This is a genomic window from Corynebacterium sp. HMSC078H07 (genome assembly GCF_001812805.1).
Lineage (GTDB): Bacteria > Actinomycetota > Actinomycetes > Mycobacteriales > Mycobacteriaceae > Corynebacterium.
In genome coordinates this window covers 111653-134206 of the sequence record NZ_KV810490.1, presented here as the reverse complement: position 1 = coordinate 134206, position 22554 = coordinate 111653, and the positions used below count along the sequence as shown (strand labels likewise).

At 59.1% G+C, this 22554-nt stretch carries 23 protein-coding genes; 10 read left to right on the top strand and 13 right to left on the bottom strand.

The features are described 5' to 3' along the window. Positions 1-12 precede the first annotated feature (12 nt). A complete protein-coding gene (locus HMPREF2875_RS08130) occupies positions 13-783 on the top strand; it encodes an isoprenyl transferase (RefSeq protein WP_070671957.1) in 771 nt (256 codons plus the stop codon). Between the two features lie 9 nt (positions 784-792). Here HMPREF2875_RS08130 and coaA read toward each other — a convergent pair whose 3' ends face one another. Then, positions 793-1719, bottom strand: coding sequence for a type I pantothenate kinase (gene coaA / locus HMPREF2875_RS08125; RefSeq protein WP_070671987.1), 927 nt, complete (start codon positions 1717-1719; stop codon positions 793-795). A 146-nt stretch (positions 1720-1865) separates the two neighbouring features. Between coaA and glyA the strand changes: the two genes are divergently transcribed. Next, positions 1866-3167 carry a serine hydroxymethyltransferase gene (glyA, locus tag HMPREF2875_RS08120; RefSeq protein WP_070671955.1) on the top strand — a complete coding sequence of 434 codons (1302 nt, stop codon included), beginning with the start codon at positions 1866-1868 and terminating at the stop codon, positions 3165-3167. On the opposite strand, the gene HMPREF2875_RS08115 is transcribed toward glyA, so the two are convergent. Then, positions 3164-3496 carry a DUF5997 family protein gene (locus tag HMPREF2875_RS08115; RefSeq protein WP_115024283.1) on the bottom strand — a complete coding sequence of 111 codons (333 nt, stop codon included), beginning with the start codon at positions 3494-3496 and terminating at the stop codon, positions 3164-3166. The genes glyA and HMPREF2875_RS08115 overlap by 4 nt on opposite strands. A gap of 83 nt (positions 3497-3579) precedes the next feature. Here HMPREF2875_RS08115 and HMPREF2875_RS08110 point away from each other — a divergent pair, with 83 nt between their 5' ends. From HMPREF2875_RS08110 to HMPREF2875_RS08090, 5 genes are all read left to right on the top strand, one after another. Then, on the top strand, positions 3580-4269 hold the full coding sequence (locus HMPREF2875_RS08110; protein WP_070671951.1) for a LysR family transcriptional regulator substrate-binding protein: 690 nt from the start codon (positions 3580-3582) through the stop codon (positions 4267-4269). Positions 4270-4376: 107 nt separating this feature from the next. Then, positions 4377-5048, top strand: coding sequence for an LGFP repeat-containing protein (locus HMPREF2875_RS08105; protein ID WP_070671949.1), 672 nt, complete (start codon positions 4377-4379; stop codon positions 5046-5048). A 265-nt stretch (positions 5049-5313) separates the two neighbouring features. Then, complete coding sequence (locus HMPREF2875_RS08100) at positions 5314-6672, top strand: PhoH family protein (RefSeq protein WP_070671947.1); 1359 nt, start codon at positions 5314-5316, stop codon at positions 6670-6672. A gap of 73 nt (positions 6673-6745) precedes the next feature. Then, positions 6746-7321: a GNAT family N-acetyltransferase gene (locus HMPREF2875_RS08095; RefSeq protein WP_070671945.1), complete on the top strand. Its 576-nt coding sequence runs from the start codon at positions 6746-6748 to the stop codon at positions 7319-7321. Between the two features lie 52 nt (positions 7322-7373). After that, positions 7374-8510: a hypothetical protein gene (locus tag HMPREF2875_RS08090; RefSeq protein ID WP_070671943.1), complete on the top strand. Its 1137-nt coding sequence runs from the start codon at positions 7374-7376 to the stop codon at positions 8508-8510. Positions 8511-8523: 13 nt separating this feature from the next. Here the strand turns inward: HMPREF2875_RS08090 and HMPREF2875_RS08085 are convergent, their stop codons facing one another. From HMPREF2875_RS08085 to glpX, 4 genes are all read right to left on the bottom strand, one after another. Beyond that, positions 8524-10098 (bottom strand): MDR family MFS transporter, encoded by a 1575-nt coding sequence (locus HMPREF2875_RS08085; protein WP_070671941.1) that lies wholly within the window; start codon positions 10096-10098, stop codon positions 8524-8526. Beyond that, positions 10092-10703, bottom strand: a complete 612-nt coding sequence (locus HMPREF2875_RS08080) for a TetR family transcriptional regulator (RefSeq protein ID WP_141754601.1) — start codon at positions 10701-10703, stop codon at positions 10092-10094. The genes HMPREF2875_RS08085 and HMPREF2875_RS08080 overlap by 7 nt, the downstream gene beginning before the upstream one ends. Before the next feature lie 179 nt (positions 10704-10882). Continuing rightward, positions 10883-12283, bottom strand: a complete 1401-nt coding sequence (locus tag HMPREF2875_RS08075) for a class II fumarate hydratase (RefSeq protein ID WP_070671936.1) — start codon at positions 12281-12283, stop codon at positions 10883-10885. A gap of 100 nt (positions 12284-12383) precedes the next feature. After that, positions 12384-13403 (bottom strand): class II fructose-bisphosphatase, encoded by a 1020-nt coding sequence (gene glpX, locus HMPREF2875_RS08070; RefSeq protein WP_070671935.1) that lies wholly within the window; start codon positions 13401-13403, stop codon positions 12384-12386. Positions 13404-13538: 135 nt separating this feature from the next. On the opposite strand from glpX, the gene HMPREF2875_RS08065 reads away from it, so the two are divergent. Further along, entirely contained in the window at positions 13539-14198 is a 660-nt protein-coding gene (locus tag HMPREF2875_RS08065) for a DUF4245 domain-containing protein (protein WP_246817075.1), read from the top strand. On the opposite strand, the gene HMPREF2875_RS08060 is transcribed toward HMPREF2875_RS08065, so the two are convergent. From HMPREF2875_RS08060 to xseA, 3 genes are all read right to left on the bottom strand, one after another. Further along, on the bottom strand, positions 14185-14538 hold the full coding sequence (locus HMPREF2875_RS08060) for a hypothetical protein (RefSeq protein ID WP_070671932.1): 354 nt from the start codon (positions 14536-14538) through the stop codon (positions 14185-14187). The genes HMPREF2875_RS08065 and HMPREF2875_RS08060 overlap by 14 nt on opposite strands. Continuing rightward, positions 14539-14817, bottom strand: coding sequence for an exodeoxyribonuclease VII small subunit (locus tag HMPREF2875_RS08055; protein ID WP_070671930.1), 279 nt, complete (start codon positions 14815-14817; stop codon positions 14539-14541). It lies immediately after the preceding gene. A 64-nt stretch (positions 14818-14881) separates the two neighbouring features. After that, complete coding sequence (gene xseA, locus HMPREF2875_RS08050; protein ID WP_070671928.1) at positions 14882-16123, bottom strand: exodeoxyribonuclease VII large subunit; 1242 nt, start codon at positions 16121-16123, stop codon at positions 14882-14884. Between the two features lie 128 nt (positions 16124-16251). Between xseA and HMPREF2875_RS08045 the strand changes: the two genes are divergently transcribed. Beyond that, the gene (locus HMPREF2875_RS08045) at positions 16252-17211 is read left to right on the top strand and encodes a 4-hydroxy-3-methylbut-2-enyl diphosphate reductase (protein WP_210388172.1); all 960 of its coding nucleotides are present in this window, start codon (positions 16252-16254) and stop codon (positions 17209-17211) included. Positions 17212-17220: 9 nt separating this feature from the next. Here HMPREF2875_RS08045 and HMPREF2875_RS08040 read toward each other — a convergent pair whose 3' ends face one another. The 3 genes from HMPREF2875_RS08040 to HMPREF2875_RS08030 are packed head-to-tail and all read right to left on the bottom strand — an operon-like array spanning position 17221 to position 20567. Then, positions 17221-17943, bottom strand: coding sequence for a DUF6542 domain-containing protein (locus HMPREF2875_RS08040; protein ID WP_246817074.1), 723 nt, complete (start codon positions 17941-17943; stop codon positions 17221-17223). Positions 17944-17978: 35 nt separating this feature from the next. Beyond that, a complete protein-coding gene (locus tag HMPREF2875_RS08035) occupies positions 17979-19079 on the bottom strand; it encodes a DNA recombination protein RmuC (RefSeq protein ID WP_246817073.1) in 1101 nt (366 codons plus the stop codon). Between the two features lie 6 nt (positions 19080-19085). After that, positions 19086-20567 carry an AI-2E family transporter gene (locus tag HMPREF2875_RS08030; protein ID WP_070671923.1) on the bottom strand — a complete coding sequence of 494 codons (1482 nt, stop codon included), beginning with the start codon at positions 20565-20567 and terminating at the stop codon, positions 19086-19088. A gap of 47 nt (positions 20568-20614) precedes the next feature. Here HMPREF2875_RS08030 and ychF point away from each other — a divergent pair, with 47 nt between their 5' ends. Further along, positions 20615-21700, top strand: a complete 1086-nt coding sequence (gene ychF / locus HMPREF2875_RS08025; RefSeq protein ID WP_070671921.1) for a redox-regulated ATPase YchF — start codon at positions 20615-20617, stop codon at positions 21698-21700. Here ychF and HMPREF2875_RS08020 read toward each other — a convergent pair whose 3' ends face one another. Beyond that, positions 21701-22543, bottom strand: a complete 843-nt coding sequence (locus HMPREF2875_RS08020) for a MurR/RpiR family transcriptional regulator (protein WP_070671919.1) — start codon at positions 22541-22543, stop codon at positions 21701-21703. Positions 22544-22554: the final 11 nt, after the last annotated feature.

Sequence of the window (22554 nt, the reverse complement as noted above, 5' to 3'; positions counted from 1 at the left end):
GAGGGCGAGACCGTGACATTCCTCAGCCAAGCGCTTTACCCCCTGTATGAAGCGCGCCTGACGCGAGAGATTAAGGGCAAGCCGCAACCACGGCACGTGGCCATCATGGCGGACGGCAACCGCCGATGGGCGCGGGAGGCTGGGTTCACGGACATTAGCCATGGTCACCGCCAAGGCGCGCGGAAAATCAGTGAAATGATTTCGTGGTGCGATGGCACCGACATTGAAGTCGTGACCATCTACCTGCTGTCCACTGAGAACCTCAAGCGCAGCCAGCAGGAGGTACAGCTCCTTTTCGACATCATCTCTGATGTAGTCACGCACCTGTCACAGGGTGAGCTGGATTGTCAGATTCGCCTGGTGGGGCATCTGGATTTGCTTCCAGAAAAGGTCACCGAGAAGATGCGCTGTGCCGCTGCAGCTACGGAAGACCACAAAGGCGTTATCGTCAATATTGCGGTGGGTTATGGAGGGCGTCAGGAGATTGTCGACGCTGTCCAGAGCCTCATCCGCAGTGAAGCGCAGAAGGGGTTGAGTGCTGAAGCGATTGCGGAGAACGTGACCGCGGAGGCCATCACCAGCAACCTGTATACCAAGGGCCTTCCGGACCCTGACCTGGTTATTCGCACGTCGGGCGAGCAGCGCTTGTCGGGCTTTTTGCTGTGGCAGGCTGCTTACTCTGAGATCTGGTTTACGGATACCTACTGGCCGGCTTTCAGACGCGTGGATTTCCTGCGCGCATTGCGAGATTATTCACAGCGCTCGCGCCGTTTTGGACGCTAGCTGCCGAATCTAAAGTTTGCGCATACGGACTCGGTCCACCAAATGGTGAGAACCTTTGCGTAGCACGAGGGACGCGCGCACGCGCGTCGGCAGGATGTTCTCCATGAGGTTGGGCAGGTTAATGGACTGCCAAATCTCACGGGCTTGCTCGTATGCTTCCTCATCGGTCATATCGGCGAAGGACGCGAAGTGCGCACCCGGCTCGCGGAAAGCCGTGTGGCGAAGCTTGAGGAATCGCTCGATATACCAGCGCTCAATATCGTCCACGCGGGCGTCCACGTAGACGGAAAAGTCAAACAGATCAGAAACCATGAGCGTGGGGCCGGTTTGGAGAACGTTGAGGCCCTCCAAGATGAGGATGTCTGGTTGGTGGACTTCTTGGTATTCGCCGGGAACGATGTCATAGGACACGTGTGAGTACAAAGGTGCCTTCACCAGTGGTATTCCGGACTTCACGTCGGTGACAAAGCGCATCAGTGCGCGGCGGTCATAGGACTCGGGATAACCTTTGCGCTGCATGAGGCCGTGCTCTTTGAGGTAAGCGGTGGGGTAAAGGAAGCCATCGGTGGTGACAAGGTCCACCTTGGGGTGGGAATCCCAGCGCTGCAGCAGCACTTGGAGAAGACGCGCCGTGGTGGATTTTCCTACGGCCACCGAACCGGCCACCCCAATGACGAAAGGTACGTGGGTAGGTGGGTTGCCTAAAAAGGCTTCGGTGGAGGCAGTGAGTTCTTGGCGGGCCTTGACCTGCATGTGGATAAGGCGAGACAACGGCAGGTACACCTCGGCGACCTCCGTGAGATCGATGCGATCATTAAGGCCGCGGAGTTTCTGAACCTCAGTCTCTGTCAGCACCTGCGGCATGGATTTACGCAGGGCGCGCCATGTATCACGGTCAAAGTCGAGGTACGGGCTCCCGTCGGTCATTCGCGCCATGCCGACCATTGTTCCATTCGCCCGACCAGTGCGTGCAATCAGTGGGAAGGAAAAATCCCCCGCGCGGGGGAGGTCGGCGTTAGGATGTAGAACTAGCTTCGGCGACTTTCCACAGGACCATCTTTGAGAAGGGACTCTACGTTTCTATGACCACTTCGAATTCTGCTGACGTGCGCTACCAAGAGATGCGCGAGCTCGACCCAGAGGTCTTCGGCGCCATCACTGGTGAGATTGCTCGCCAGCGCGACACCCTGGAGATGATCGCTTCCGAGAACTTTGTTCCGCGTGCGGTCCTGCAGGCCCAAGGCTCTGTTCTCACCAACAAGTACGCAGAGGGTTACCCAGGGCGTCGTTACTACGGTGGCTGTGAGCACGTGGACATCGTTGAGGATCTGGCTCGCGATCGTGCCAAGTCCCTCTTCGGTGCCGAGTTTGCCAACGTTCAGCCCCACTCCGGTGCCCAGGCTAATGCCGCGGTTCTGGGTTCCCTGATTAACCCGGGCGACAAGATCATGGGTCTGTCCCTCGCCCATGGTGGCCACCTTACCCACGGCATGAAGCTCAACTTCTCCGGCAAGCTGTACGAAGTCGCTGCCTATGAGGTGGACCCCGAGACCATGCGCTTGGACATGGACAAGGTCCGTGAGCAGGCACTGGCCGAAAAGCCGCAGGTCATCATCGCTGGTTGGTCTGCTTACCCGCGCACCATTGACTTCGAGGCTTTCCGCTCCATCGCTGATGAGGTTGGCGCCTACCTGTGGACGGATATGGCCCACTTTGCTGGCCTCGTAGCCGCCGGTCTGCACCCCTCCCCGGTCCCGCACTCTGACGTTGTGTCCTCCACCGTGCACAAGACCCTCGGCGGCCCGCGCTCCGGCCTCATCCTGGCAAAGCAGGACTTTGCTAAGAAGATCAACTCCAACGTCTTCCCAGGCCAGCAGGGCGGTCCGCTCATGCACGTGATTGCGGCGAAGGCCATCGCGCTGAAGATCGCTGCTACTGAGGAGTTCAAGGAGCGTCAGCAGCGCACCATCGAAGGCGCACAGATTCTGGCAGAGCGCCTCACCGCTGAGGATTGCACCAAGGCCGGCGTGGACGTGCTTACTGGTGGCACCGACGTGCACTTGGTCCTTGCGGACCTGCGCAACTCTGAACTCGACGGCCAGCAGGCCGAGGATCTCCTCCACGAGGTAGGTATCACCGTCAATCGCAACGCTGTGCCGAATGATCCGCGCCCGCCGATGGTCACCTCTGGCCTGCGAATCGGTACTCCGGCCCTGGCTACCCGTGGCCTGGATACCGCGGCCTTCACCGAGGTTGCCGATGTTATCGGTACGGCACTGGCTAACGGTAAGAACGCGGACGTCGCCTCTCTGCGCGCCCGCGTTGAAAAGGTCGCCGCGGACTTCCCGCTGTATGACGGCCTTGAGGAATGGAAGCTGGTTTAAGCCTCGCTACTCTTTTCCGAGCGCTCCTCAGCGTGTGCCTTACGAGCGGCTTCCAGCCATTCGGGCATTGCGCTGAGGAGTTCTTTGATCTCTGCGGTGGTGAGCGGGCGATCCATGTCGTTCTTCTTCAGCGCGGTTACGGAGATGCCCAGCTTTTGCGCCACGACTGGGCGCGGATGGGGGCCTTCGCGGCGTAGTGTAGCGAGCCACTCGGGTGGGTTCTCTTGAAGCTCACGCAGCTCCGCGTGTGTTACAGCATTAGCCTGAAAGTCTTCCGGGGCGGCGGGCAGGTAAATACCCAGCTTCTTGGCCGCAGTCTGCGCGCGCATGGCAGTGCCGGAAGGCTCGGTCGCATTGGTACGTGGGGTATCAGTCACGCTCACCACGGTAGCAGCACCGTAGGATGAGATGCATGCTCCGCCTTGTCTTTTCCACTGGTACCGAACCCGGCAAATGGTTTCGCCGCTACCGTGATATGCATTCTGCAGAGTCCCTTGTCACGCTCGACTCAGATGATGCCACAGCTGTGCTTTTGGCAGGTGACGCACATGTGGCGCTTACTCGTCTGCCCGATCCGCGCATCGATGAGAGCTTCCATATTGTCCGTCTCTATGAGGAAGCACCGGGCATCGCAGTGCCCAAAGACTCCGTCTACGCTGAGGTAGGGGAGGACCTCGACCCTGAGGATGTCGCTGAGGAGATTGTGAATTACAGGATTGGGGCTGACGCGCTTGTCGACGTCCCCTCGGTCCGCACCGCACTCCAAGTCGTCGCCGCCAACGTGGGAATCGTGGTGGCGCCACGTCCGCTGCTTAAAGTGCTGAGCAAGAAACAAGTAGTTGCGCTCGGCTTTAATGACCCCTCCGTTCCTCTGACGGGAATCGCCCTCGTATGGCGCAAGGATGACGACAGTGATGAGATTCAAGACTTCGTGGGTGTGGCTAAGGGAAGGACGAGGAATACCTCACGCAACAACGTTGAAAAGCGCAGTGCACGGGACAAAGCAAAGGCCAAGCAAGCACGCAGGCAGTCCCAAGGAGCCTCGAAAACAAAACCGTTACCGAAAAGATATAGGGGGTCTCAGCAGCGGAAACGGCGTTGATCCTTCAATTTTGTTGTCAAATCACACGATAAGTGGTGGCTAAAAAATTTTTACGAACCTACGGTGGAGTCCGTTCTCAACAAAAGTTTATGAGAAAGGAATAAACAATGAAGAAGATGACCCGTCGTTTCGCTGCTGGTATCGCTGCCGCCACCCTGTCCTTGGGCGTTGTAGCATGCTCCGACGCTGAGGATGCTGCTAAGGAGGCTGGCGACGCTGCCCAGTCCGCAGCTTCCGACGCCACCGATGCTGCCGGCTCCGCTGCCAACGACGCTAAGGATTCCGTAAAGGGCTCCAAGGATAAGGACGCCGACGCTGACGCTTCTGACTCCGCTGATGCTTCTGACTCTGCAGATTCTTCCGACTCCGCTGATGCTTCTGACTCTGCTGATTCCTCCGAGTCTTCTGACTCGGAGGGCGGCAAGGAGTCCATCGAGACCGCTAACGGTGAGGTTGAGGTTCCGGCCGACTTTGCCAAGGCTATTAAGGAGAAGGCAGCTGAGTGGGGCGACCCGCAGTCCGTCGAGACTTCCGGTGACGGCAGCATCGCTACCTTCGCCAAGGACAAGCTGCTTGCCTTCAGTGAGGATGCTGGCTCCCAGCCGGTCATCGGCAAGATCGCTGAGACCTGGACTAAAGAGGGCGGCCTGGACAGCGAGATCGGCCTTCCAACCGCACCGGAGAAGGCCGAAGGCAACGGTTGGATTCAGGAGTTCACCAACGGCACCATTTCTTGGATGAAGGGTGACTCCGGCAAGTACGAGGCCACCATCAACTAAGAACTTCGTGGCTAAGAACTAGTCTTAGTATCTTTCCCGGCGTTCATGCCACCCCCACGTTGACTCGTGGGAATGGTGTGACGCCGGGGGTTGTCGTTTTAATACTGTTCATCTTGCACCCATGTAATTTCAACCTTCGGCCTCTAGTTTGGGCAGTGTTCGGAGGTTTCCATAGGACCTCCGGATAGTTCACAACACACCCGCTTCACCACGCCGTCCCAGGTCGATGAGTTGGGTCGGCACCACAAGGGAGAACCCTGACGCTATGACCAATCCTTCCGTCCTCACTGAGCAGTCGAATGAGGCCACCGTGGCCACTAAGACGTACGTCATTGATACCTCTGTCCTCCTCTCCGATCCCTGGGCGCTGCGTAAGTTCGCCGAGCACGATGTGGTTCTGCCCATCGTCGTCATTTCAGAGTTGGAAGGAAAACGTCATCACCCGGAGCTTGGCTGGTTCGCCCGCCAAGCTCTTCGCTTTTTGGAGGACCTTCGCGCCACCTACGATGCACTGGATCAGCCGGTTCCAGTAAGCGCAGAAGGTGGCACGCTGCGCGTGGAGCTAAACCACCAAGACCAGTCCCTGCTCCCCGCCGCATTCCGTGGTCCTGAGGGGGACCACCGTATCCTCGCCTGCGCGCTCAATCTGCAGCACGAGGGCAAAGATACTGTCCTTGTCACTAAAGATGTGCCGCTGCGTGTGAAGGCCGGTGCCGTGGGCCTGCAGGCAGATGAATACCACGCCCAAGACGTCGTGCTGACCGGCTACACCGGCATGGCTACGGTCCACACCACAGCAGACGTCATCGATGAGTTATACAGCGAGGGCGAGGTGCTTATCGACGGATCAGTGACCACCGCCGGAACTCGCGTCGAGGACCTGCCGGTGCATTGTGGCGTCACGCTGCAAGCAGGTGCACAGTCCGCGCTCGGCCGAATGACCGCTGAAGGCGCCGTGCGTCTCGTGCGTGGCGATGCCAATGTATTCGGCCTGCAGGGCCGTTCCGCCGAGCAGCGAGTGGCACTGGATTTGCTGCTTGATCCCTCGGTGGGCATCATGTCCATCGGCGGCCGCGCTGGTACTGGTAAGTCGGCTCTTGCGTTGTGCGCAGGTCTTGAGGCAGTGCTCGAGCGCGGTGAGCACCGTCGCATCGTGGTCTTCCGCCCGATGTATGCGGTGGGCGGCCAGTCGCTGGGTTACCTTCCGGGCTCAGAGAGCGAGAAGATGAACCCGTGGGCGCAGGCGGTGTACGACACCCTTGAAGGCCTCGTATCCGAAAACGTTATGGATGAGGTTCAGGACCGCGGGCTTCTTGAAGTGCTTCCGCTGACCCACATCCGTGGTCGCAGCCTTCACGATTCTTTCGTCATCGTCGATGAGGCCCAGTCCCTTGAACGCAACGTTCTTCTCACGGTGCTTTCCCGACTCGGCCGTGGCTCGCGCGTTGTGCTGACGCATGACGTCGCCCAGCGCGATAACCTGCGCGTGGGCCGCCATGATGGTGTTCAGGCAGTTATCGAGAAACTGAAGGGGCACGAACTGTTTGCGCACGTCACCCTGCAGCGTTCGGAGCGTTCCGCCATTGCGGAGCTCGTCACCGATCTGCTCGAGGGTGAGAATTAGCGCGTTCGCAGGTGGCGATCACCGCTGCGTGTAGCTTGGCAGAAATGTAGTAAGCCCAGTAATAATGGTGCCCATGAGCGAAAACGCGAAAGACAAAAAGAAGGATTTCCGCATCCGTCCGTTCACTGCAGCGGACTACCCACAGATGCGTGAGATCTACGAGCAGGGCCTCAACACGGGTCACGCCACCTATGAGACCCGCTCGTTGACCTTCGAGGAGTTTAAGAACGTCAAAATTATGGCTTCTGTCTTCGTTGCCGTTGAGGCAGAAGATGACTCGAAGGTGCTCGGCTGGGTCTGCGCCGCCCAAGCGTCCACCCGCACCGTGTTCCACGGTGTGGTGGAGGACTCCATCTACTTGAGCAAGGAAGCCCAAGGCCGAGGCATTGGCGGCGCCTTGTTGGACCAACTCATCGAGGTGTGCCGCGACCTCCACAAGTGGGCTATCCACTCGTGGATCTTCCCTGAGAACGAGGGCTCTGCAGGGCTTCACAAGTCTCGCGGCTTCGTGAAGGTGGGAACCTACTCCCACATGGCAAAGATGACCTATGGTGACCTCGCCGGCCAGTGGCGCGACACCGATGTCTACGAGTTGCTCCTGCCGAAGCCGGAGGAAAAGAAAGCAGAAATCGCGGACAAGCGGAAATAGGTGCCACTAGGCTAGAGAATGTATTTGTTCCTCTAGCCTTTGTGGGTGAACCATGTCTCTACGCACGTCCGTGCTCTCCCTTACCACCGCCGCAGTCGTGGCAACCGGTGCTTTTGCTGCACCTGTCGCAACGGCTGCGGATTTTCCATCTGCAGGCTCGGTTCCTGTAGCTGAGCTCGACGTTAACCATCCTGATGGTGCTCTTGCCTACGTCTTCGCTGAGCCAGTCATGCAGTCTGAAATTGATGTGGTGACCCGTCAGGTTCGAGAGCTTCGCGCCAAAGCGTGGGACGCAAATCTGCCCTTCGATGGTGGCACTCTTCAGCAAGCTGCGCGAGCTAAGGGATATGATTCCCGTGAGGCTTATGCGAATAGCATCTCATGGGATCGGGGACTCGAGCATGCGGCTCTGCAGCGCGCGGCGGAGTCAAACTTCTTGTTCGATCACGTTCGCGCTGTTGGTTCAAAAACTCCTGACCCTCTTGACAACTATAATGCGATGGAAGTTCTATCCACCGCCGATATGGAACATGCAGTTCAATCGTGGTCGACGGATCGCATCAATGGGCCGAGCGAATGGGAAAAACTCATTAGTGAGAACGGCATGTGGGCTCATGGCAATGGTCACCTATACACAATTCTGAATCCCAAATACGTCAAGTTTGCCCAGGCTGAGGTAGGGGAAATCACGACGGGCCTGTATTCAGCTGAAGACAAACCTTTTGAGCCAAAGCGTCTAGACTCCGGCCGCCACGCGTTCCCGATCGTCGTGTCTGAGAGCGCAGTTCGAAATGCTGAACTGGTTACTTCGGGCGGTATGAGTGTTGGGAGTTCCGGAAGCTTGGGGCTGAGTACTGAGGGCTTCTGGGGAGCACAGCTGGGGGTTCCGGTGGCGTCGCCAAGCTCAAGCGATCCTGAGGTGCTCAAAGTCAACGAGGACGGTACCTACGAGGCCAAGTCCGAGGGCACTGCAACAGTCACGTTCACTACCTATGAGCTGCGCAATGGGCAGCCACAGGTATCGGATAACCACCTGACCAAGACTGTAAAGGTGACGAAGAAATCCCTCGGTGGAGACTTGAGTTCTGGCGGCATGAGCGCCGGGACAATCGTGGCGATTATCTCCGGCGTGCTGGCGCTCATTGGAGTGGCTGCACAGGTGGCGCGCCAATTGGGAATCCTGCGTTAGACCCCTCGGGTGATTAGGAGATGGTCTCCTTGAGGTGCTCCTCTCGTACCGGCAGGATGAGCAGGAGAGCGATGATGGCCATCGGAACCATGAGCAGAATGACCGGGGTCAGGCCGTCGTTGTAAGCGTTGAGGATGACTTCCTTGATGGGATCCGGCATCTGCGCCACGAGGGCCGGGGTCAGGTTGGAGGAACCGCCCTCGGCGCTAGCAAACTTCTCCGCGAAGGGCTTGCCGGCCTCACCCATGGACTTGATGGCGGCAGGCATGTTGGCGGCCATCTCATCCTTCATATTGTGGATGAAGAGGGAACCCACCAGCGAAGCACCGATGGCGGAACCGATCTGGCGGAAGAAGTTGTTTGCCGCGGTAGCGGTTCCGACGAGAGCAACGGGGAAAGAGTTCTGGACGATGAGGACCAGAACCTGCATGACAAAGCCGAGGCCGATGCCGAAGACAAGGAACTCCGCGCCGAGCTGGGTTAGAGAGGTGTCTGCAGTCAGCTTGGACATCCAGAACAACGTACCGGCGGTGATGGCTAGGCCGATGATGGGGTAGCGCTTGTAGTGGCCGGTACGGGCGATAATGAAGCCAACGGCTGTAGAGGTGCCGATCAAGCCGACCATCATCGGGATCATCATGAGACCCGCCTTCGTTGGGGTCAGGGTGTGGACCATCTGAAGGTAGGTCGGCATGTAGCCCAGCACACCGAACATAGCCAAGCCCAGAACCATGCCGGCAGCGGTGGTGAGAACCATGTTGCGGTTCTTAAATAGCTGCACCGGGATGAGCGGCTCCTTGGCCTTAGACTCCACAAAGATGGTGATGATGGCGCCGATGACCACGGTGATGCCCAGGCCGATGATGATCGGATCGGACCACTCGTACTGAGTTCCGCCCCAGGTCGTCATGAGGATAAGGGACGCGGTGGTAATGGCGATGAAGATTGCGCCGAGGACATCAAACTTACGCAGGTCGGTATCGCCAACGCGCAAATGGAGAACCAAGGTGCAGACCGTGATGGCGAGCAAACCCAGCGGGATGTTCATCCACATACCCCAGCGCCAGCCCGGGCCGTCTGTAAACCAACCGCCCAGGACTGGGCCAAGGACGGAGGACAGGCCGAAGACGCCACCCATGATGCCCATGAACTTGCCGCGCTCACGGGAAGTGGTGACCTCCGCAATGATGGATTGGGAGGAGATCATCATGAAACCAGCACCGAAACCCTGTACCGCACGTCCAATAATGAGCAGATTCATGGTGTCGGCGAAGCCGCCAAGCGCGGAACCGATAACAAAGATAGCAATGCCACCAATGTAGAGCCACTTGCGGCCCATCATGTCGCCGAGCTTGCCGGAAATCGGCATGGCAATCGTCATCATGACCAAGAAAGCGGAGATGACCCAGCTCATGTGGTCGACGCCGCCGAGCTCACCCACGATGGTGGGAAGGGCAGTGGCGAAAATCATCTGGCCCAGGGAGCTCATCAGCATGGTGAGCACGAGGGCAGAGAAAACGAGGGCAAGGTTGTTCTCGGGCTTGCTGTTGTCGGCCTGAGAGGCCGGCTGAGCCGCGGTATCTACCATGTCAGTCCTTTCGAAAAATCGTTAATGAGTGTGAGCGCAGATTCAAAGCGTTGCTCAAAGGGGATGTCGCAGCTGAAATCCGGCGATGCTGTGGCTAACCAGAAGGCTTCCCTAATTGCGGAGGAAATGAGAATGGCCTCCGTCTCAGCAGCGATAGAGGGCATGAGTTGCAAGTCAGGATCTTTACGTAGACGCTCTGTGATAAGTCCTAGGATTTCGTTGGACATGGCGCGCTTTCGGCTTAGCGACGCCGCCGCGGCGTCAGCATCACCGGAAATCCGGCGGCGACGTTCCGTAATCACGTTATCGACGTGTTGACCAACGAGGTGGTCCTTGACAAGGTCAACTACCAGCTTGAAGACGCTGTCCGTGGGAGTGTTGAGGAATGTGCTCTTCTGTTCTTTCGTGAATTCGTGGCTCGGGGCACCGAGCACGGCGGAATCCTTGGAATCGAAATAGTTGAAAAAGGTGCGCCGAGAAATCCCCGATGCGTCACAGATCTCCTCGACAGTAACGTCGGCGAATCCACGCTCGTCCACTAAGCGGGTAGCGGCGTCTTCGATTCGCAGGCGCGTCTTGAGACGCTTCTGCTCGCGTAATGACATTTCTTCTTGCACAGAGTGCAACAGTACACCGAGTGCAAGTTTGCACCAAGTGCAATCACGGTGATGTTTGAGAAAATGTAATGAATTTATGGCATAGGACACCAAGGTGGTGTGCGGTTGGCAAAACGACGAAGCCGCCCTCTCAAAGGAGGGCGGCGCCGTGAGCGGTGCGGGACCTTTTAGAAGTCGTCGCGGTCGCGGTTGGTCATGGTAAGAACGTTGAGGCGCTCGTCGAGCTCTTCCTCAGTGAGATTCTCGCCATCCACGAAGCCGAGGTCGATGACTGCCTCGCGGACAGTGATCTTCTCGTGCAGTGCGTGCTTAGCGGCCTTGGCGGCGTTCTCGTAGCCAATCTTGGAGTTCAGCGGGGTCACGATGGAAGTGGAGGACTCCGCGAACTTCTTCATGCGCTCCTCGTTTGCCTCAATGCCGTCGATGCACTTCTCAGCGAAGACACGAGAGACGTTCGCCAGCAGGCGGGAGGACTCGAGGACGTTGCGGGCCATCATCGGGATGTAGACGTTGAGCTCGAACTGGCCGTTGGAGCCACCGAAAGCAACAGCTGCGTCATTACCGATAACCTGGCTGACCACCATGGTGGCTGCCTCACACAGAACGGGGTTGACCTTGCCCGGCATGATGGAGGAGCCTGGCTGCAGATCCTTGAGGTGGATCTCTGCCAAACCAGTCAGCGGGCCGGAGCCCATCAAACGGATATCGTTGGCAATCTTGTTGAGGGAGATGGCCACGGTGCGCATTGCGCCGGAGAACTCAACGAGGGCATCGCGTGCAGCCTGTGCCTCGAAGTGGTTCTTGGCCTCAGACAGCTCCTTCACGCCGGTAAGCTTGACGAGCTCCTCGGTAACCTTTCCGCCGAAGTCAGCGGACGTGTTGAGACCAGTACCGGTGGCGGTGCCGCCGATGGCCAGCTCGCCCAAACGCGGAAGGGTAGCTTCGATGCGCTCGATACCGAGTTCAATCTGGCGTGCGTATCCGCCGAACTCCTGGCCCAAGGTGACCGGGGTGGCGTCCATGAGGTGGGTACGGCCGGACTTGACCACATCGGCGAACTGCTTGGCCTTTGCCACGAGGGACTCGTGCAAGACCTTGAGGCCCGGAATGAGGTCATTGACAGCAGCTTCGGTAGCAGCCACGTGGGTAGCAGTAGGGAAGGTGTCATTGGAGGATTGGCCCATGTTCACGTGGTCATTCGGGTGAATCTCCACGCCATTGTTGTGAGCAATGGAGGCGATGACCTCGTTGGTGTTCATGTTGGAGGAGGTGCCGGAACCGGTCTGGAAGACATCGATGGGGAAAGCGTCATCGTGCTTGCCTTCAGCAATCTCGGTCGCAGCAGCGATGATGGCATCGGCCTTCTCCGCATCCAGCTTGCCGGAGTCCTTGTTCACCTGAGCGCATGCGGCCTTGAGAAGGCCAAGCGCGCGAATCTGTGCAGACTCCAGGCCGCGGCCGGAGATTGGGAAGTTCTCCACTGCGCGCTGGGTCTGGGCGCGCCACAGAGCGTCAACCGGAACCTTGACCTCGCCCATGGTGTCGTGCTCAATGCGGTATTCAGTCATGAAGTCACCTTTTCTTGTGAAGTGAAATGAGTTGGGGGATTAAGTGTGTGCCGTGGCACGGCATTGACCGCTACCGTAGCACTCTTATGCGGCGTGTGGACTAGCTTTCCTCATCGTGCGGATTGGTGTAGTCCACAACGGAGTATTCCTGCAGCTTGGCAAGCTTATGGATGGAGTCCACGTAACGGATGGTTCCGGACTTGGAGCGCATAACGAGGGAGCGGGTAGTCGCACCATTCTTGCGGTAGGACACGCCACGCAGCATGTCACCATTGGTGACGCCGGTGGCGGCGAAGTAGCAGTTCTCGGAGGAGACGAGGTCGTTGGTGGTAAGCACACGGTCGAGGTCGTGGCCGGCCTGGCGGGCCTTTTCTGCTTCCTCTTCATCCTTCGGCCACAGCTTGCCCTGGATTTCGCCACCCATGCACTTCATGGCGCAGGCGGTGATGATGCCCTCCGGGGTTCCGCCAATGCCCATCATGAGGTCAATAGAGTTACTGTCCTGGCAGGTAGCGATAGCACCAGCTACGTCACCATCCATGATGAGACGGACCTTCGCACCGGCCTCACGGATCTCCTTGATGAGCTGCTCGTGGCGCGGGCGATCGAGCACCACAACAGTCAGGTCGGAGGCCTTAATGCCCTTGGCCTTGGCCACGGACTTCACGTTCCAGGCAACGGACTCGTTGATGTCAATGGAACCGACGGCATCCGGGCCCACGGCAATCTTCTGCATGTAGAAAACAGCGGACGGGTCATACATGGTGCCGCGCTCAGCAGCGGCGATGACAGAAATAGCGTTCGGGCGGCCCTCTGCCATGAGGCGGGTGCCGTCCACGGGGTCCACGGCGATATCCATTTCAGCGCCCTGGCCGGTGCCGACCTGTTCGCCATTAAAAAGCATCGGGGCTTCGTCCTTTTCACCCTCACCAATGACAACGACACCGTTCATTTCAACGGAGTTGATGAGCTTGCGCATGGCATCCACCGCAGCGCCGTCGCCTTCATTCTTCTGTCCGCGGCCAACCCAGCGACCCGAAGCCAAAGCAGCAGCCTCGGTGACGCGCACCAGCTCCATGGCTAGGTTGCGGTCGGGGATATAAGACGTGTTATCGGACATGTGTGATTGGTCCCTTTCTTTTCAGGTGGCTCAGCCCGGGGTGGGGGAATTACCCGGCATACATTTTCTATTCTTCCACTTTTATGGTGAATCCAAGCCCGAATGCCTCCCCCAGATGTGGGATTGGGGGTGATAGTGACTGAAACTGCAGGTGGATGGCCGGTGTCGCGTTCGTGGGAGGCGGCGTGCGATACTAAGCGGGTGGCTGCTGAAGAGAAACCAAAAATTTTCGAGGGCGCGCGTGACATCACCCTGAGCGTCGGCGTCATTCTCATCATGATGTTCGCCGCGGTGGGCGCAACGGGCCTGTGTTCGATTAACCCGGAAAAGTCGGCGCCGGTGCAGGACGTCGACGCCGCGACCTTCCTAGAAATGGAAGCACGCGGAAGCGGTGCCGCTATCCGTGAACCGGCGTTGCCGGAGGGATGGCAGCCTAATGCAGCGCGCCGCACGCAGATGGGCGCTGAGACTGGCTCCGTGGTGAGCTGGCTGACCCCGAGTGAAGGGTACGTTGAGTCGGCGCAGACACAGCTGGAGCTTGGCGACGTCCCCTCGGCCTACGACTCCCACTATCGTGCTCACTCCGAGCACCGAGAGGTAGCTGGCCACGATGTTGAAATCCTGAGCAGCGATGATAAAGATGTTCGCCCTCTATGGATTACTGATTTGGGCGATGCCCGCCTCGTCCTGACGGGTTCTGCCTCGGATGCCGATTATGAAACGGCCTTGACTGCCTTTGCGGAGGCGGAGCCGCTTAAGATTGCCGAAGACGGCAGCGTCATCAGCGGAAACTAACGCGCTGAAGCGTACCGTTCCAGTTCACGTCGACACTTTCGCCGACTGCCTGGTTAAGAGATTCTTGGTCGAGACCACTCAGGCGCGTCTTGGCTAGGTAGACATCGACCTTTTCGTGCTGTGACTTGCCGGGGAAAAGGGTAATCTCAGCGAGTTTGTCCTGAACAAAGCGCAGAACAATCGAGCCCGAGAAGTAGCTGATCTCCTCGCCATGAGCCGTATGCGGGGCGCCGAAGAACTCCTCGGCGAGGTGGCGGGGGTCACCAAAAGCCAAGGAACCTGCGCCACCGGACTTAGAGACGAAATCGACACGATCGCCCGGGTATCCGTAGATCTTCACTTAGGCTTCCTCTACTTCCACTTCTGCTTCTTCTTGTTCGTTGTTCTTACGCAGTGCTTCCTCCACGCGCTTGGAGGCACCATCCAGGTGTGCCTCGCAGGCTTTGGCTAGAGCTTCACCGCGCTCCCAATATTTCAGGGACTCATCGAGGCCCATCTGGCCCAGCTCGAGAATCTTCACGGTTTCAATAAGTTCATCACGAGCCTGCTCATAACTCAGTTCCTCAACGGGCGGGAATGCGTCTTGGCCGGGCTGCCCAGTGCCAATGGTGTCAGTCATGGTTGTTCCTATCTGTTTCTTCTTGCGTTGTGTGCGTATGTCGTTTGTGCTCAGTGTAGGGAGGTTAGTCTGCTGGTTGAGAAGCCATCGCTGCTGCGGTGATGGAGCCATCTCCCACACGGATGCGCAATTGCGAGCCCGGTGGTGATTGCTCATAACTCGTGACCACGTCGGGTCCACTCCCGTCGCGCGGGACGACCTGCACGATGGCATAGCCGCGCTCTAGGGTGGCCGAGGGACCCAAAGCAGAGACTCGTGCGCGCAGCGAAGCTACTTGGTTGCTTTCCCGATCTAAGTGATGCGTAATGACGCGCCGGATGAGCGACACATGGCGCTCCAACTCCTCGCGGCGGGCGTTAATGGGCACCATAGGGTCCGCCAGAACCGGACGCGAGCGGATGTTTTCCAGCCCTCGGCGCTCACGCTCGACCCACCCACGGAGTGCGGCCGCCATGCGGGAGCGGGCTTCATCAATGAGCGCGAATTCCTCGGCTGCGGAAGGGACCACGCGCTTAGCGGCATCAGTCGGAGTAGCAGCGCGGAGATCGGCGACATCATCAAGCACGGGGTGGTCTGGCTCGTGACCGATAGCTGACACCACGGGAGTTCGGGCCTCCGCAACCGCACGCTGGAGGGCTTCCTCAGAAAAGGGGAGGAGGTCTTCGACCGAGCCGCCGCCGCGGGCGATGATGATGACATCGACCTCCGGGTTGGCGTCGAGAGTCCGCAACGCATCCACGACCTGCGTCACGGCCGTAGCGCCTTGCACCGCAGTGTTGATGACTTCGAACTGTACGGCCGGCCAGCGGTCCTGCGCCACGGAGAGAACATCGCGCTCGGCATGCGAACCACGCCCGGTAATAAGGCCGATCTTTTTCGGTAAGTAGGGCAGAGGCAGCTTGCGGGAAGGATCGCACAAACCCTCCTGGCGCAAGCGTTGGCGCAGCATCTCCACGCGAGCCAGGAGATCACCGATGCCCACGTGGCGAATCTCGGTGACCCATAGTGAGAAGCTGCCGCGACCGGCATAAAAGGCCGGTTTGCCGTAGACCACAACGCGGTCACCATCCTTGAGCGGTGACGGGGAGTTGCGGATAAGCGAGGTATTACACGTGAGCTGTACGGACTTCTCCTGCTCCACATCGCGCAACGTGATGTAGGACAGCTTCCACGTCGGTTTCATATTGAGCTGGGTAATCTGCCCCTCAACCCAGAGAAAACCGAGGCGCTCAATCCAGCCTTTGACCTGGTCATTGACTTTGCCAACGGGCCACGGTGCCTCCGCGGAATTAGCCGGTTGGTTCACGCGTAGTCCTTCCTTCGTGCTGTGTTCTGCGTACAGTCTAGGAGGTGCCTCGGACATTCACTGCCAGCGGGCAGGGATGCTAGGGAGGTAACTACAGTATGCGGCGGTTTTTCGATACTCTTGGTGCCATGACTGAAACTGCCAAGAAGGTGCTCCTGGCGGCTCCACGCGGCTACTGTGCCGGCGTCGACCGTGCAGTTGAGACTGTAGAAAAGGCGCTGGAGAAGTACGGCGCGCCCATCTACGTGCGCAAGCAAATTGTGCACAACCGCTTTGTCGTGGAATCGCTAGCCAAGCGTGGCGTCATCTTCGTCGAGGAGGCCTCCGAGGCTCCCGAAGGCGCACATTTGGTCTTCTCTGCCCACGGCATTGCCCCGAGCGTGCGTAAGGAAGCGCAAGAGCGCAAGCAGCTGACGCTTGACGCCACGTGCCCGCTGGTGACCAAGGTCCACAAGGAAGCGCAGCGCTTTGAGCGCGATGGCTACCACATTCTCCTCGTAGGCCACGAAGGCCATGAAGAGGTGGAAGGTACCGCCGGTGAGGCACCAGATGTGACGCACTTGGTGGATGGTATCGAGGGCGTCGATAAGCTGCCTGATTTCCTGCAGAACGAGAAGTTGATCTGGCTTTCCCAGACCACTTTGTCGGTGGATGAGACCATCGAGATTGTCAATAAGCTGCGCGAGCGTTTCCTGCACTTGGAGAACCCGCCGTCAGACGATATTTGCTATGCCACCCAGAACCGCCAGGAGTCGGTTAAGGCGATTGCCCCGAAGTGCGACCTCATGATTGTTGTCGGCTCCCAGAATTCCTCGAACTCCAAGCGCCTCGTGGAGGTGGCGTTGGAGGCGGGATCGAAGGCGTCCTACCTCGTGGACTTTGCCACCGAGATTGAGGAGGCATGGCTGGAGGGCGTTAACACTGTGGGTGTGACCTGTGGCGCTTCTGTTCCGGAGCTGCTCGTGCGTGAAGTTCTCGAGTTCCTTGACGAGCGTGGCTATAGCGATGTGGAGCAGGTAACGACCTCGACGGAGACCATTACTTTCTCCCTGCCGCGTGATCTGCGTCCGGCACGTACTGGGCGCTAATTCCCTGCGTTAGTCCTCGTAGAGGTTCTCGTCGAGCTTCTGCTGAGGACGCCTCTGTGTGCGGCGCGCGTTCTCCGCGGATTCGGCCGCAGCGCGGAGGAAATCCTCGCGCTCATCGGTCTCGGGGGAAGCTTGACGGCGCTTTTCGCGCTCCTCTGCCTGCAGGCGCCGGCGTTCCTCGCGGTCGCGTTCACGAACACGGGTGTTCTCGCGTGCCACAAGTTCAGCCACGGAGAGACGCTCGGAGCGGTTGCGCTGATCCGCGGCAAGGTCTGCGCGGCGCTTCTGTTGGGCCGCAGCTTCGCGGCTCTTGGCGTCGTTGCTGCTGCGCCATACACGCAACACTGCGAGAAGCGCACAGGCGAGCACCGTCACGATGAGGACCGGAAAGTGCTGGACAAGAGGGAACGCGGAGGTCAGTAGCGCCGTCTTAGAAAATGGCGACGCGCCTTCCGGCAACGCGGCGGTGGAGTTGATGAAGCCAGCGCCGACTGTGCCGAGAGCATAGAGCAACGGCACGCTGATGACCGTCATGTAGAGGCCGCGGGTCTCCACGAGCCACGTGACGGCGAGCGAACCAAGACCAAAAATCAGCGCAAAGGGCAATCCAACGCGGCCCAGCACGCCGGAGACTGCCATGGCCACGAGGACCACGACGAGCGCTACAAGAAGCGCTCGAACGGTGGGCATACCGCGGCGGGGTGGGCGGCGATGATTTTTGGCAACTGACACGCCGAAAGAGTTTACCGGGATCGGAGCCGGAAACGTTAGTCATTGTGGGCGCGCCGCGGCCATGACTCGACGCTTCGCGGTTCGCGGGGCTGGCGGTCCACTCGGGCGGGGATGTCCATCTCTTTGAGCCGGCGAGCGGTGACGCCGACGCGCGAATCCAGGCTGGCCAGGCTAGCGTTATAAGCTTCGACGGCACGCTCCAGACCGCGCCCCACCTTGTCATAGTGCTCGTTGAGCGTATTGAGCCGTGTATAGAGCTCACGCCCCAAGCGTTGAACTTCACGGGCTTTGTCGGAGATCTCCTCGTGCTGCCAGCTCACCGCCACAGTGCGCAGCAGCGCAAAAAGCGTGCTGGGAGTAGCGATGACTATGTTGTGCTCGAAGGCGAACTCGAGCAACTCTCCATCAACGGTCAACGCCGCATCCACGAACGTGTCTGCGGGAACAAAAAGGACAACGAACTGAGGGGTGGGAGAGAAGGCTTCAACGTAGTCTTTGCCCGACAGGGCCTGCACATGGGCGCGCATGAGGTGGGCATGGCGCCGAAGGAAGCCAGCGCGATCCTCAGGGTCTTCGCTATCCATAGCATCGAGGTAAGCACTGAGTGGAACTTTGGCATCGACAACGATGCTGCGCCCGCCGGCTAAGTGAATAACCAGGTCGGGGCGCACAGCTGTGCCGTTGATATAGGCGGTGACCTGGGAATCGAAGTCCACGTGCTTGCGCATACCGCCGAGCTCGACGACGCGCTCCAGCTGCACCTCGCCCCAGCGCCCGCGCACATTAGGTGAGCGCAATGCGCCAACGAGTTTGTCGGTGCGGTCAGACAAGCGTGTAGAGGTACGAGTAACTGCTTGGACTTGGCTGCTGAGCGCGGCAAGCGAGGTGGCGCGGTCTTCTTCGATCTCTTGGAGCTGAAGCCCTAGTCGGTCCATGGCCTTCTCCAGTGGTGCGAGCTCTGCCTGACGGCGTTGTGATTCCTGCAGGGCGCGGTGCTCTTCGGAGGGCTGGGAGGACTGAGTAGAGTAGGCGCGGGCCAGCCAGCCCAGAACAGCGCCGATGATGAGGCCAAGGAAAAGGAGCAGCACGGGAAGAGTGGACGTCATGCCTGTCATCATGGCATGCGCCGCGGACATCGAGTGCTAGTCTTTATCCTTCGACTGCAACATGTGTTCGAGAGCCCCAATGGCACGCTTGATTCCAGCGCGGGCGCCGCTTTCTCTCGCGCTCAGGTCCGCGTCGACATCGACCTTGCGGTCTAGAGGGCTGGTCCCGTCGGTCGCCACATCATCCGCAGCTCCCTCGGGTGCAATGTGGTCAGGGATGGACAGCCATTTCTCCCGTTTGCGGTCACCTTGCTCTTGGGTATAGCGCCCGATAAGGAACCCTGCCACGGTGGAGAACTGCAGGTCCTCTGCAGTGCGCTCACCGGATTGGAGCATCATCATGTCCTGGAAGTAGCGGTAGACTACAGCGATGGTAGCCGCAGCCGGTACGGCAAGGAAGCCGCCGACGAGGCCGAAGAGAGCAGAGCCCACCGTGACCGAAATAAGCACGATAACTGGGTGCAGGTTCATGGCCTTCGACTGCAACCAAGGGGAAAGCACATTGCCCTCGAGCTGCTGGACCAACAGGACAAGGCCGAGCACGAGAAGCGCTTTGGTGAATCCCAAAGACACCAGCGCGATCGTCACGGAGAGCGCACCAGCCACAATTGCGCCGACAAACGGGATAAACCCAGCGATAAACGTGATGATCGCCAGCGCCATAGCCAAGGGAACACCGATGAGTGCGAGGCCCAGGCCGATGAAAACAGCATCGACGGCGGAGACCACCGCCTGCGCGCGCACGAAACCGCCCAACGTCGTCCACACGCGGGTCAGCAATTCAGTGAGGTGCCAGCCAGTACGGCGGCCGGTAGCGTCGCGCAACCACGGCAAGAAGTTATGGCCGTCCTTGAGGAAGAAGAAGGTAAGCACCACGATGATGAACAACGTCACCACGATGGAAGTTGCCGTACCGATTCCGGTGAACACGGAACCCGCGATGGAACCTGCCTGGCGTTGCAGCCACAAGGCGACTTCGTCGATATAGACGCCAATTTCATCCGGGTCAAGGTTGAGCGGCGGACCTTGGGCCCACAGCTGTAGGCGTTGAATGCCTTCGACCGTCTGCAGGTACAGCGTCTGGGATTGCCGTGCGAAGTCAGGCGCGATGAACACAAAGAGTGAACCAACAGCGGTAAAGGACACCAAAATAGTGATCGCTGCCGCCAGCGCTGAGGGCAAACCTTTTCGGCGTAGGGCACTCGCCACAGGGGCCAGTACGGTACAAATGATGAGCGCGATGAGCACGGGCAGGATGCCACGCCAGAAATTGCCCAGCATCTGGAAGGAGGCATAAAGGAAGAGCCCGATGATGAACAGCCGCAGCGCCCACAGTGAGGTGGACTTGATAACCTCACCGACCACCACGGAGCGGTCCACCTGATTGCCGGGTGGGTGTGGGGAGACGTCGTCAAGCGTGGCGGCGTCGACAGACTCGTCGAAGCGCCCGCCGAGCGCTGCCTCCGCAGCGGCGAGCTCGGGGGAGGAGTGCTGAGGGGTTGACTGATCGGAACTCACCCCACCATCTTGCCTTAAAAGATTCGGGGTGCGTTAGGATTGGCCCCGTGAGTCTTACACTAGGAATCGTCGGCCTGCCCAACGTGGGCAAGTCCACGTTGTTTAATGCCCTGACCCGTTCCGACATTCTGGCTGCGAACTACCCGTTCGCCACCATCGAGCCGAATGTTGGCCTCGTTGAGCTTCCTGATTCCCGCCTGAACCGCCTTGCGGAGATCTTTAGCTCCGAGCGTATCCTTCCTGCCACCGTGTCCTTCGTGGATATCGCAGGCATCGTTGAAGGCGCGTCCAAGGGCGAAGGTATGGGTAATGCCTTCCTGGCAAACATCCGTGAAGCAGATGCCATCTGCCAAGTCGTGCGTGCCTTCGCTGATGAAAACGTGATCCACGTCGATGGTGAAGTTAACCCGGCGCATGACATCTCCGTGATCAACACCGAGCTCATCCTTGCAGACCTCCAGACTATTGAGAAAGCCTTGCCGCGTCTGGAGAAGGAAGCCAAGAAGAACAAGGAGCTGACGGAGACTGTCGAGGAAACCAAGAAGGCGCAGGCCATCCTGGAGGATGACCGTACTCTCTTCGCCGCCTCCAAGAGCAATGAGATTGACCTGGCTCTGTTGCGCGACTTGCACCTTATGACCGCGAAGCCTTTCCTGTATGTCTTCAATTCTGACGAAGCAGTGTTGACTGATGAGGCCAAGAAGGATGAGCTGCGCCAGCTTGTCGCTCCGGCGGAGTGCGTCTTCCTCGACGCTCAGACTGAGACCGAGCTTCTTGAGCTCGACGAGGCCGAGGCGATGGAGCTGCTGGAGTCTGTAGGCCAAGAGGAGCCTGGTTTGGCGACGTTAGCCAAGGCCGGTTTCGCTACCCTCGGCCTGCAGACCTACCTGACCGCCGGCCCGAAGGAAGCCCGCGCATGGACTATCAAGCAGGGCTCTGCCGCACCTCAGGCAGCCGGTGTTATCCACACCGACTTTGAGAAGAAGTTCATCAAGGCCGAAATCGTCTCCTTCGATGACCTCGACGCCGCCGGTTCCATGGCCGAAGCCCGCAATGCCGGCAAGGTCCGCCAAGAAGGCAAGGAATACATCATGCAGGATGGCGACGTCTGCGACTTCAAGATCGGCGGTTAACTAGCTCTCCATTGCGGACTGCAGAACGGAGAGCACTGTACGCCGCGCATCAGAATCGTCGAGGTGTGAATCCACCAGCGTGACGAGTGCTTCAAGGACGAGTAGGAAGGCCACGCGAGAGGCGTCGGCAAGCTCGGCTCGGAATGTCCCATCGGGGGAGGGGATAACCAGCGTGAAGGCAGCCAGCTCCGCTAGCGGTGATGACGTAAACGAGGTCAGCGCAATGATGGTCGCTCCCGCCTCATGAGCTGCAGTAGCGGCGTTGAGCGTGAGCGTGGTGGCCCCAGAGCCAGAGACAACGAGACACACGCACTCGGAATCGAGCTGTGTTGCTGCGATGTGCTGGCCCATGGCTTCGCCCACAAACTCAGCTGGACGTCCAATGCTGGTGAGTCGCAGTGCCGTGGTGTGCGCCAGAGGCGCGGAAAGACCGTTGCCTACGACAAGGACGCGCTTCGCGCCTGACAATGCGGCAACCGTGGACGAAAGCTCTTGTTCATCGAGGAGCGCAGTAAGCCCGTGGAGATAATTGCTGAAGGCGGCAATCTCGGCGGACATACGGCCGACATGAGTGGAATCGGAGTCGGGAAGCGGCTGAGGGCGCTGTGCAATTTCCTGAGTGAGAGCCACACGTAGCTGCTGGTAGCCGTCGTAGCCGAGTGCCTTCGCCGTGCGGATGACTGAGGTGCGGGAGGTACCGACCTTAGCTGCCAGCTGATCAGCGGTGGCGTGGAGGACATAGTCCATGTCCTTCAGGATGGCCTGGGCAACGCGCTGCTCGATGGGCTGCAAGCTGGGCATGCGCGTGGTGATGTGCGCGGAGGGCGGGGCAGTGTTAGTCATAGGGGGTAGAA

Coding starts and splice junctions, on each gene's coding strand:
- HMPREF2875_RS08080 (WP_141754601.1), bottom strand. CDS start 10,703: ATGTCATTACGCGAGCAGAAGCGTCTCAAGACGCGCCTGCGAATCGAA.
- glpX (WP_070671935.1), bottom strand. CDS start 13,403: ATGTCCGATAACACGTCTTATATCCCCGACCGCAACCTAGCCATGGAG.
- HMPREF2875_RS08105 (WP_070671949.1), top strand. CDS start 4,377: ATGAAGAAGATGACCCGTCGTTTCGCTGCTGGTATCGCTGCCGCCACC.
- glyA (WP_070671955.1), top strand. CDS start 1,866: ATGACCACTTCGAATTCTGCTGACGTGCGCTACCAAGAGATGCGCGAG.
- HMPREF2875_RS08085 (WP_070671941.1), bottom strand. CDS start 10,098: ATGGTAGATACCGCGGCTCAGCCGGCCTCTCAGGCCGACAACAGCAAG.
- HMPREF2875_RS08035 (WP_246817073.1), bottom strand. CDS start 19,079: ATGTCCGCGGCGCATGCCATGATGACAGGCATGACGTCCACTCTTCCC.
- HMPREF2875_RS08045 (WP_210388172.1), top strand. CDS start 16,252: ATGACTGAAACTGCCAAGAAGGTGCTCCTGGCGGCTCCACGCGGCTAC.
- HMPREF2875_RS08090 (WP_070671943.1), top strand. CDS start 7,374: ATGTCTCTACGCACGTCCGTGCTCTCCCTTACCACCGCCGCAGTCGTG.
- coaA (WP_070671987.1), bottom strand. CDS start 1,719: ATGGCGCGAATGACCGACGGGAGCCCGTACCTCGACTTTGACCGTGAT.
- HMPREF2875_RS08095 (WP_070671945.1), top strand. CDS start 6,746: ATGAGCGAAAACGCGAAAGACAAAAAGAAGGATTTCCGCATCCGTCCG.
- HMPREF2875_RS08055 (WP_070671930.1), bottom strand. CDS start 14,817: ATGACTGACACCATTGGCACTGGGCAGCCCGGCCAAGACGCATTCCCG.
- HMPREF2875_RS08110 (WP_070671951.1), top strand. CDS start 3,580: ATGCTCCGCCTTGTCTTTTCCACTGGTACCGAACCCGGCAAATGGTTT.
- HMPREF2875_RS08100 (WP_070671947.1), top strand. CDS start 5,314: ATGACCAATCCTTCCGTCCTCACTGAGCAGTCGAATGAGGCCACCGTG.
- HMPREF2875_RS08075 (WP_070671936.1), bottom strand. CDS start 12,283: ATGACTGAATACCGCATTGAGCACGACACCATGGGCGAGGTCAAGGTT.
- HMPREF2875_RS08115 (WP_115024283.1), bottom strand. CDS start 3,496: ATGCGCGCGCAGACTGCGGCCAAGAAGCTGGGTATTTACCTGCCCGCC.
- HMPREF2875_RS08020 (WP_070671919.1), bottom strand. CDS start 22,543: ATGACTAACACTGCCCCGCCCTCCGCGCACATCACCACGCGCATGCCC.